At 59.6% G+C, this 9,830-nt stretch carries 12 protein-coding genes; 8 read left to right on the top strand and 4 right to left on the bottom strand.

The genetic code is table 11. From position 1 onward, the window contains the following. Window positions 1-437: 437 nt before the first annotated feature. The 8 genes from DC522_RS31095 to DC522_RS37125 all read left to right on the top strand — a co-directional run bounded on the left by DC522_RS31095 (window position 438) and on the right by DC522_RS37125 (window position 6,735). Window positions 438-1,589 (top strand): site-specific integrase, encoded by a 1,152-nt coding sequence (locus DC522_RS31095; RefSeq protein WP_165820397.1) that lies wholly within the window; start codon window positions 438-440, stop codon window positions 1,587-1,589. Window positions 1,590-1,666: 77 nt separating this feature from the next. After that, window positions 1,667-2,479 (top strand): hypothetical protein, encoded by an 813-nt coding sequence (locus DC522_RS31090; protein ID WP_116532343.1) that lies wholly within the window; start codon window positions 1,667-1,669, stop codon window positions 2,477-2,479. Window positions 2,480-2,568: 89 nt separating this feature from the next. Next, window positions 2,569-2,778 carry an AlpA family transcriptional regulator gene (locus DC522_RS31085; RefSeq protein ID WP_116532342.1) on the top strand — a complete coding sequence of 70 codons (210 nt, stop codon included), beginning with the start codon at window positions 2,569-2,571 and terminating at the stop codon, window positions 2,776-2,778. A 279-nt stretch (window positions 2,779-3,057) separates the two neighbouring features. Continuing rightward, the gene (locus tag DC522_RS31080) at window positions 3,058-3,954 is read left to right on the top strand and encodes a toprim domain-containing protein (RefSeq protein WP_116532341.1); all 897 of its coding nucleotides are present in this window, start codon (window positions 3,058-3,060) and stop codon (window positions 3,952-3,954) included. Continuing rightward, entirely contained in the window at window positions 3,954-4,943 is a 990-nt protein-coding gene (locus DC522_RS31075; RefSeq protein ID WP_116532340.1) for an AAA family ATPase, read from the top strand. Before DC522_RS31080 ends, DC522_RS31075 begins: the two co-directional genes overlap by 1 nt. Before the next feature lie 172 nt (window positions 4,944-5,115). Continuing rightward, the gene (locus DC522_RS31070; protein ID WP_116532339.1) at window positions 5,116-5,562 is read left to right on the top strand and encodes a hypothetical protein; all 447 of its coding nucleotides are present in this window, start codon (window positions 5,116-5,118) and stop codon (window positions 5,560-5,562) included. A gap of 224 nt (window positions 5,563-5,786) precedes the next feature. Then, window positions 5,787-6,605: a hypothetical protein gene (locus DC522_RS35185; RefSeq protein ID WP_165820396.1), complete on the top strand. Its 819-nt coding sequence runs from the start codon at window positions 5,787-5,789 to the stop codon at window positions 6,603-6,605. Next, window positions 6,559-6,735 (top strand): hypothetical protein, encoded by a 177-nt coding sequence (locus DC522_RS37125; RefSeq protein ID WP_305777718.1) that lies wholly within the window; start codon window positions 6,559-6,561, stop codon window positions 6,733-6,735. Before DC522_RS35185 ends, DC522_RS37125 begins: the two co-directional genes overlap by 47 nt. A gap of 418 nt (window positions 6,736-7,153) precedes the next feature. Here the strand turns inward: DC522_RS37125 and DC522_RS37630 are convergent, their stop codons facing one another. From DC522_RS37630 to DC522_RS31040, 4 genes are all read right to left on the bottom strand, one after another. After that, window positions 7,154-7,831, bottom strand: coding sequence for an alpha/beta hydrolase family protein (locus tag DC522_RS37630; RefSeq protein WP_371680959.1), 678 nt, complete (start codon window positions 7,829-7,831; stop codon window positions 7,154-7,156). Between the two features lie 2 nt (window positions 7,832-7,833). Continuing rightward, window positions 7,834-8,778: a pirin family protein gene (locus DC522_RS31050; RefSeq protein WP_116532337.1), complete on the bottom strand. Its 945-nt coding sequence runs from the start codon at window positions 8,776-8,778 to the stop codon at window positions 7,834-7,836. A gap of 245 nt (window positions 8,779-9,023) precedes the next feature. Continuing rightward, window positions 9,024-9,299 (bottom strand): hypothetical protein, encoded by a 276-nt coding sequence (locus DC522_RS31045; RefSeq protein ID WP_116532336.1) that lies wholly within the window; start codon window positions 9,297-9,299, stop codon window positions 9,024-9,026. 94 nt (window positions 9,300-9,393) lie between these two features. Continuing rightward, window positions 9,394-9,639, bottom strand: coding sequence for a hypothetical protein (locus DC522_RS31040; RefSeq protein ID WP_116532335.1), 246 nt, complete (start codon window positions 9,637-9,639; stop codon window positions 9,394-9,396). Window positions 9,640-9,830: the final 191 nt, after the last annotated feature.

Genomic DNA, 9,830 nt, shown 5'->3' with positions numbered 1-9,830 from the left:
GAGGGTCACACCGCATTCCGTCCGCACACCACCCCATTGGATCATCAAAGCGTGCCAATCAGCCTGTTTCCACACAGGCTCTGGCTGATTCCTGACGTTCGTTGATTCCGCTCGTAAGATTCGAGTTGTGGGAGAGCCGACGGGGAGAGCGGGAAAATAGCTCACTTAGTGGAGCTTGCTTCCCATGCGCTTCCCAATCCGGTTTTCTGGGAAGCAGGACCAAACCGCATCAGCAGCTAAGTGCCTGAAAAGGTTTGGTGAGCGCGCTGGGACTCGAACCCAGGACCCTCTGATTAAAAGTTTGCGGTCCAATGTCCCCATACCCCGATAGGAGCCGTCAGAGTCTTACTCCATAAGAGTTTGGCTCCCCGACTTCCCGTCATGAGCCGCCAGAATTACGCTCCAGCATGGTAGCTAATTCAGGGGCTAGCAACCACATGCCCAGACGTCCACGCAAGATCACCAAGGCTGTTGTCGATGCCCTGCAACCGGGCGAGCTCGCCTGGGACGCAGACGTGAAAGGCCTCGGGGTCCGCTGCCAGCGGCGGGATCGGGTGTACGTGGTCAAGTACCGCTCGCAAGGGCGACAGCGCTGGTACACCATCGGCAAACATGGTTCTCCTTGGACGCCGGAACTTGCCCGGCGGGAGGCCAAGCGAATTCTGGGTCTGGTAGCGGAGGGGAAGGATCCGGCTGACAAGAAGCGGAAAGACCGCTCGGCTCCGACCATCAGCGCCCTGGCAGAGCGCTTTCTGGAGGAGCATGTCGCGGCTAAGGCGAAGGATCGCACCTACACCGAATACAGGCGACTGATCGAGCGTGTTGTGACGCCGGAGCTTGGACGGCTGAAGGTGGACGAAGTACGCTCGTCTGACATCGAGAAGCTGCACCTGAAGTTCCGAGCGACGCCCTATCAGGCAAACCGGCTTGTGGCGCTGCTCTCCAAGATGTTCAACTGGTCCGGCAGACGGGGCGAGCGCAACCCCTGCATCGGAGTGGAGCGGTTCGCAGAGCAGAAGCGGCGGCGCTATCTCTCCTCAGCTGAACTCACTCGGCTTGGAGCAGCTCTCATCCGAGCTGAAGAGGAGAGGCTCACCTCCCCTTACGTAGTGGCTGCCATTCGCCTTCTGGTTTTTACGGGAGCGCGCCTGACTGAGATCCTGACGTTGCGTTGGGATCATGTCGATCTTGAGCGCGGGCTGTTGAATCTTTCTGACAGTAAGACCGGTGCGAAGACGGTCTACCTCAACTCTGCGGCGCGAGAACTCCTGACCACTCTCCCCCGGCTCCAGGATAATCCTTTTGTGGTGCCGGGTGAGCGCATAGGGCGGCACCTCGTCAATCTGGAAAAGCCCTGGCGTAAGGTCCGGGAGATTGCGCAAATTCCAGATGTACGTCTGCACGATCTGCGGCATTCGTTTGCATCCATTGGCGCAGGTGTCGGCTTGGGGCTGCCGATCATTGGTGCCTTACTCGGCCATGCGCATTCGGCAACAACGGCCCGCTATGCCCATCTCGCGGCTGATCCATTGCAGCAGGCAGCTGATCTGATCGGAAGGAGGCTTGAGGCGGCTTTGTTAGGTCCTTAGCCCCCGCCACGAAGCTCCTCGCTTAGGATACCTATCTCGTCATCCGACATGATGACCCTCTGACTCAGAGACTAACAATGATCGAACATGCAACTCCCCGCAGGGCGCAAAGAAGCATCCCGGACGCGTTCAACATCCTGCAAGCAGCGCTATGGCTCATTAGAGGGCGTAAGCCAGTTGAGGACTCCGCCTTCGCCGGAGCGCCCATCCAATTAGCTAGCGACGAGATCAATATGAGCGGTCCTCTTGGAGATTTTATATATGCACTCCGGTCGGGAGAAATTCCAGCATCCGGAGGTGTCGCTGCCCGCCTACTCAACCAACCTAACTCTCCACCGCTCCCCTTACCGATCCTGTCACCCAATGAGAAGCACGAGCTCTTTCCAATCAAATCGCACGACTGGTACTTCGATCAGGTAGACTGGAACCGCTACTGCTTGGACTACTTCCCAACAGAGTCTTGGGGTTCCGCACCACTCATGCCGCTGAGCATCCTTTGCAGCGAAAACCCTAGAGCTCAGGCATTCTGCCGCATGTATAACGATGAAAAGTACTCGTTCAGCTACTTTCCAGTTGTAGTCCCCAGAGAAGAATTTTTGCGCACTTTCCCCCATTTACCTGCTCCGGAGCATCGCTCTCCTGAAGCATCGGAAGCAGGGATAAAAGGTAGGCCCAATGTTGGCCGTCCGAAGGGATTTGATTGGGAATGGATGTACATCGAAGCAGCGGCTTGGATCTTCGAGAATGGGCTTCCCGAAACTCAGCAACAACTTATTGATGCGATGGTAGTTCGCTGCTCGGAACGCTGGGGTAAGGATCGGATACCTGCAGATAGTACGCTGAAGGCCAAGATCCGGGTTCTCCTAGATCGTCTCAGAGATACAAATTAATTCTCATCCATTTTCATCCATTTTCGGCTGACGCGCCATTGTACCTCTGTCCTACTCGCGAGGATCCTTTTTCTCTGCGAGGTCAGTGAATGGTGCAGTCGCCCTATCTATTGCAAACCCAGCTTTCCGAACTCCTGAAGATCTCCGCTCGAACTCTCGAAAGGTGGCGGGTAGAGGGAGTGGGACCGACCTACATCAAAGCCGGACGGCGTGTACTCTATCGCCGTGAAGATGTTGAAATTTGGCTCTCTGGGCATGCTCGGCAGTCGACCTCCGAAGTGGGAGGTCGCCGTGGCTAATCGCTGTCTCCACTCTCCTGATGACAGCCGATCAATTCTCAATGTTTGTCAGCATTCCTCGGTCGTGTCACTGCCTATGCTCGCCCAATGCTGGTTGCTGCACGGCCACCAACAAGGTACCGCCCCTGCCGATGGACTTGGGGCGGATATCTCGCCCGCTCACGCTGTAACCGTGCAACCTGTCGGCTGCACACTCCAAGCGTATGATGATGCGAGATGTCTATCAGATCAGCTCATTCCCGGCCTTACAAGGAAGGTACCTGAGGTGGTGGTAGTGCCATGACGCACCTTCGAGCGTATGCGCTCCTGCTCGGTGGCGATGTCGTCGGCCAGGAGATCCTCTTTCCTGCGCCTGGACATTCACAACGAGATCGCTCCGCGGCTCTCAGGTTCTTGGAGGAGGCACCCGATGGCTTTCTCATCCACTCCTTTGCAAGTGACGATCCCCTGCCCATTCGCGACTACGTCAAAAAGCGCCTTGGGCGGGGGTCCAACAGAGCAACACAGACTGCCCCGCTCTACACCGTATCTGCTCCCGATCGGGAGGATCCAGATCGGATAGCCCGCGCGCTTTCAATCTGGAACGAGGCTCACGATCCACGCGGAACGCCTGTGCAGGTCTATCTCCGCCGTCGCGGCCTTGCCCTGCCCGATGAAGCTGCCGGAGAGGCTATCCGCTTTCATCCCTCTTGCCCGTTCGGCGACACCCGAACGCCCGCGATGGTATGCCTTGTTCGCGACATAGTGACGAACAAACCCAAAGGGATCCACCGAACCGCCCTCACTCGTGAGGGCGATAAAGTCCAAGTCGGAGGCTTTGATCGTCTTAGCCTCGGCTCTCTTCAAAACAGCGCCATCAAAATCACGCCCGATGAGGACGTCACTGTCTGCTTGGGCGTTAGCGAAGGTATCGAGAACGCTCTTAGCCTCCGTACTATCGACCGGTTCGGCACCTCCCCGATTTGGTCTCTTATCTCAGCAGGTGGTCTCAGGAATCTGCCGGTCTTGGTCGGCATTGAGACTCTCTGGATCGCCGTTGATCACGACACGGCCGGAATTTCCGCCGCCCGTTCAATGGCGCAGCGTTGGCTAGCCTCTGGAGCCGAGGCATTCCTAGTCACTCCATCAGCGGTCGGCCAAGATCTCAATGGCATTCTCATGCTGGGGACAACCTGATGTCGATCCCCGCCTCAGCATACACGATCGAGCATCTTGAACCCGGGACCGAGCACTTAGATCCGGGAGCGGATGCAGGACCTCTGAAACTTGAGACCATACCCTTGGGCGAGTTTGTTCGATTAGACCTTCCGATAAGAAAGCAAATTATCACGCCCATCCTCCCAGAGCGGGGTTTGGCGATGCTCTTTGCCGCGCGGGGTGTTGGCAAAACGCAGGTCGCTTTCGGGCTCGCTTATGCAGTAAGCAGCGGCGGCGAGTTTCTCCGCTGGCGAGCCTCCAAACCGCGACGCGTTCTCTACATCGATGGAGAGATGCCGCAAGAGACGCTCCAAGCGCGTGTTAAGACGCTCATGGTTGCGACCTCACATCGTCCCCCGCAGGATGACTATTTCCGACTGCTGTCAATGGACAGGCAACCGCTCGGGGTGTCGATCAATCTCGCTGAACCGGCGCATCAGGCTGCTATTGAGGCACAACTGGATGGAACGGAGCTTTTGGTAATCGATAATCTCTCGACCTTGGTGAATGGCGGGCCCGAGAACGATGCCGCGTCTTGGGACGCCATGCAAGCATGGTTGCTGAAGTTAAGGCGACAAGGGATTAGTGTACTTTTGGTCCACCATGCCGGTCGGGGAGATAACGCTCGCGGCACATCGAAGCGCGAGGATGTCCTGGATACCGTCATCCAGCTCAAGCGCCCAGATGATTATGATCCCGAAGAAGGAGCGCGCTTCGAGGTCCACCTTACGAAAGCCCGTGGCATTTTCGGTGAGGACGTCCTCCCCTTTGAGGCCAAGCTCAGTGTGGTCAACGGTCAAGACGAGTGGGAGTGCACCCCTCTGAGCGATCTGCGGATCGAGCATGTTGCTGAATTATCGCAGGAGGGCTGCAGTGTCAGAGACATCGCTGAGCGGACTGGCATCCCTAGGTCAACAGTAAGCCGCATTCAAGCAAAGTTGCGAGCCGAAGGGCGTCTTCAAAAATAGGCCGCGGAAGTGTCCAGCTGTCCCGCACCCTAGTGCGTGGGACAATGGGACAGATACTCAAGGATCGAGTTGGGACACGTGGGACACATGGGACAACGCGAACTGAACCAGAACAAGAATTTGGATCCAGGCTTGTCAGCGCTGCCAAGCACGTATGTGAAAGGAGATGGCTATGCATATTGAACTGCACATTGATGGAGTAACTGTTGTCGATGGGGAACTCGACCTACGCTCAGTGATCAACCGATTGGAGGAGGCTGAGGAGTACGGTCTCTGGGCCAGCTCGCCACTAACATTCGATCAGGCAAAGGAACTCTTGATCCGGTTGGACACAAGGACTCTTGAGCTTGTCCGGCAGATTGTGCTTCGGGGCGGGAGCATTACGTGGCCTCACGCAGCGCAGATCTGCGGTATTCCGGACGAGGACTACGACGCATTCTACAGAGAATGGGTGAAGCCGCTTAATCGGGTTGTCGCAACTGTGAGAGGTGAAGAAGATAGTGTGCTGATTGCTTGGCGGCCTGACCAGGGAGACTGGGAAAGCGACGCTGAGGGTAATACTAGGTTCGACATTGATGGGCAGGCGCTAAAATCGCTGCGGAAGGTGTTGATCGGGTAACCGAGGCGAATGACTTTCGGTAATACGGAGGGCGGCCTTCACTGCCCTCTGTCATCATCAGGCTCACAGTGCTTGCTCTGGAGCGCAGATCAGATTCCGTATTGCCTTCTGGCAGTCAGGGGCAAGCCTCAGCATCGCGGTTGCTCCGCTTTCCGACTTCCGCTCGCAGCTTTCCGCCGCTCGATCTGACCGTCTTATATCCACCAGGAATTTTGAGCCCTATCATGAAAAGCCCTAAGCCACAGAAGCGGACTACCAAGGCGTTAGCCGCCGTGCCGGAGTCGCCCAATCCGAGCGAGCGGGAACTGTCCGCTATTGCAGCAGACCGGCAGAAGCTCGCGACATTGTCTCGCCCGGTGCGGGTTGGCGTTCAGCGCTCAGCCGCTGGACACCTCTGCATCGGTGCTCCTCATAATGACGAAGGAGGAATGCTGGATCGCCTATCCGCAGCACTTGGCTCGAACTCATCCGAGCTTGCCCTGGAGACCCTTCAAGGATTGATCCAGATAACCAGAGCTGATCTGTCACCCGAGGACAGGGCCATGGCAGTGAACGGCATGTTGGCCATTGTATCGGGCGTGCAGCCACAGAATGCGATGGAAGGGGCGCTAGCGGTGCAGATAGCTGCCACTCATCACGTCGCGATGATGCTCCTGGCCCGCGTTGGACGGGCGGAGCACATTCCAATGCTGGAGAGCAATGGCAACATGGCTGTGAAGCTCCTTCGGATCAGCAGAGAGCATGCAGAGGCTCTCGCGAAGCTGCGGCGCGGCGGCAATCAGACAGTTCGAGTCGAGCATGTGCACGTCCATTCCGGAGGCCAAGCCATTGTCGGCACCGTCACCCACCCCGGAGGGAGGGGGACGGAAAACAAAACTGATGATCAACCCCATGCACCCGGAGCGGAAAATGCGGACACCCGATTTCTTGCGACTGAACCTGTCACCTCGTTGTGGAGCCAAGACGCGCAGCGGGAGTCCGTGCCGGTCGCCGGCCGTGAAGGGCCGGACGAGGTGCCGGATGCACGGAGGCACGAAGGGTAGTGGCGCACCGAAGGGGCGCGCCAATGGCAACTATCAGCACGGACACTTCACCTGCGAGGCCATTCAGGGCCGCCTCGCAGTTCGGAAATTGATCCGACAGGCGAAGAGCACGCTTGCGCGACTTACCTAGGATTGGCCCGAGGTGCCTCACCTCTCTTTAGCCTGCGTTCCTCTGCTGATTTCAATTCGTTGTCGCGCCCTGAAAACTCCCAATCCCTTACGAAGGTCCGCTTTGGTCGCATGAGTAGACCAGAGCGCTACTTCCGAGAAGTGCCAGGACCGGACCTTCCTGCTGAACTGCTGGTGGGCGTTTTTATCCGGCACGCACTTGGGTGTCCTTGGTCTAGAGCATCGGACGGTTTGTTCTACCCGCTCGGTTCCCACCTCTGCCTAGCCGAGAGGGGCGGGGCGTCGTGGATCCGCCTTTCCGTCCGATGCTCTAGCCCGACGTTGGATCGATCACAGGAACGAAGCGCGATATCCAGGCCGTAATCATCGTTGCGGCATACGCCGCATCCACCGCTCGGGTCAGAAGGTGATCGGCCGGGTCAAGCGACACAAAGCTCTTGGGATGGCGCGCCGCCTGGAAGATTGCGCCGGCGCTCTCGATGCTCACGACCTCGTCCCGAGGCGAGTGCAGGATCAGCAAGGGACGATTGAGATGGGCAATCCGGTGCCTCTGATCCTGATCGCGCAAGTCCTCGACGAAAGCCCGCCTGATGACGAAGGACTCTCCGCCCAGCCTCACACACGCCTCGCCTTCCGTGATGATCTGGTCGAGGCTGCGGTCGAACAGACGCATCACATGCTGCGTGTCGCAGGGAGCCCCCTATTGTGACCACGGCGGCGATGTCCGGCAGCCGCCCGGCCGCGGCCAGGACTGCGGCACCCCCGAGGCTGTGGCCGATGAGGATCCTGGGCGGGTAGCCTCTCTGCTCCATGGTCTGGACTGCAATCACCAGATCGGCGACATCCCGGCTGAAGGTAGCATCCGAGAAATCGCCCGAACGCTGTCCTAGCCCGGTGAAGTCAAACCGGAGAACGCCGATCCCGCGGGCGGCGAGAGCGCGGGCGATCCGCACCGACGCTACCGAACTCTTGCAGCACGTGAAGCAATGCGCAAGGACTGCGGCGGCGGTCGCGGCTCCCTCCGGCAGGTCGAGCCGGCCCGACAGGTGCTGACCTTGTGATCCCAGGAAGTCAAAGATTTCCGTCCGCACGGACATCGCTACGGGTAACTGACCGGCGGGGGCGGAGGCTCGGGCAGCGGGATGAACTCGGCCTCGTCTCCTGGCACCGTGTCGAACCGGGCCGCCTTCCAGTCGGCCTTGGCCTGCTCGATCCTGTCCTGCCGCGATGAGACGAAGTTCCACCAAATGAAGCGCGGGCCATCCATTGGCTCGCCGCCCAGCATCATGAAGCGGGCATCGCTGCGGGCCCGGATCGTGATGCGGTCCCCCGGCCTGAAGACCAGAAGCTCACCGGCAGGGAACACGTCGCCGGCGACCTCGACCTCGCCCGAGACGGTGTAGATCGCGCGCTCGTCATAATCCGGATCCAGGGGCACCGAGGCCCCTGCCCGCAGCGCCACGTCGGCGTAGAACATCGGGCTGGAGGTCTTCACCGGCGAGGTCGCCCCGAGGATCGAACCGGCGATGATCCGCACCGTCTTGCCGTCGCCATCGAGCACCGGCATCTCGCCCGCGTCGTAATGGACGAAGTCGGGCGTGGCCTCCTCGTCCTTTGCCGACAGCGCCACCCAGCTCTGGATGCCGAACAGCTTCGAGCCCGTCGTGCGCAGCTCCGGCGCGGTCCGCTCGGAATGGACGATGCCGCGCCCTGCCGTCATCCAATTGAGTTCGCCAGGCCTGATCGGCAGTTCGGTCCCGAGCGAGTCGCGGTGCATGATCTCGCCGTCGAAGAGGTAGGTGACGGTGGAGAGGCCGATATGGGGATGAGGCCGCACGTCCATGCCGGATCCGAGCAGGAACTCGGACGGCCCCATCTGGTCGAAGAAGATGAAGGGGCCGACCATCTGCCGCTGCGCCGAGGGCAGCGCCCGGCGCACCTCGAAGCTGCCGAGGTCACGGGCACGAGGCACGATTACGGTCTCGATCGCCTCACAGGCGAACTTGTCGCCAGGCTGCGGGTCGTCAGCGGGATTCCAGCTCATCTGATGCTCTCCTTGACCTGTACAGGTGCTGTTGATGTGTCCGGCCTTCGCCGATGCCTTGGGCGCTTGGTGGAGGATTGCCCCTGACATAGGACCACGGTCGCCGCCGACCAGAGAACGGGCCCATGGCTGTCGGCACCTGCCCTTGGCCAAAGATCGGCCGTGAGACGAGAGCAGCTTCAGGCCAGGATCGTTTTGCCGTCCGCTATCTTCAATCGGCCTCCTCAAGGAACAACAAGCGGGGATCATGCCCCCTCTTGCCCGTCGCTCAGCCCCCAAGCCCGCAGATGTTCCTCAAGGGCGTCATCCGTATCGGCCGGAACAGAGGGACCACTCCAGGCCGTCGACCCGAATGTGGTGCCCGTTCCGTCCCGCCCGACAATTCGCCAGAAATGCAGCGCAGCACTCCGTTCCTTGTGCCCCATCTCGGCGCGTGCTGCATCCGCTTCGGGCCGGGTCGCCTCCCGTAGCCGATAGCGCCGCGATGGGTTGTCAGCAAACCATAAGTCGTCGGGTGTCATGTTGCCTCCAACCAATTCAAGCTCGGCAAGCGCCTCTCGGGCAGTTCCTGGCCGAACGTGCGTTCGGTCCGCACATCCCACGGGTGCCGACGCATCAAACGTCCGGCATGACGACCATCACGTTCGGCCGTGCCAGCTGCCGTCTCAGATCGCTGCAATCCTGAGCCCGGAGCCCGTCGAGAAACTCCAACCCCGCGTTTGCCGGGGAATCGAGGAGATGCACCTCCAAGCTCCCGCCCTGTGGCGCGGCAGTCGCTATCGTGACCAAGCCCGTCGGTGTCTCCCGCTCGATTCTGGCTCCGAGAATGTCGTCGCACTGAAGCCGCAGGATGAACTCCATGGTCATCTCCTCAGTTCGTTCGCACTCTGACAGCGCCAAACGACACTTTATCAGATGTTGGGGCCCTGAGGCGCACTTCAGACGTGCGATAGGTCGATCAGGATCGCGTCACGACAACGGCCGCAGATCTGCCTCGATCTGCTGGCGCCGGCCTTCCAGGAACGGCGGCAGCGAGAGCGTCTCGCCGAGAT

It is taken from the genome of Microvirga sp. KLBC 81 (assembly GCF_003075415.1).
In the GTDB taxonomy this organism is placed as follows: Bacteria; Pseudomonadota; Alphaproteobacteria; order Rhizobiales; family Beijerinckiaceae; genus Microvirga.
Note: the sequence above shows the minus strand (reverse complement) of the source record. Positions and strands in the feature narration are given on the sequence as shown.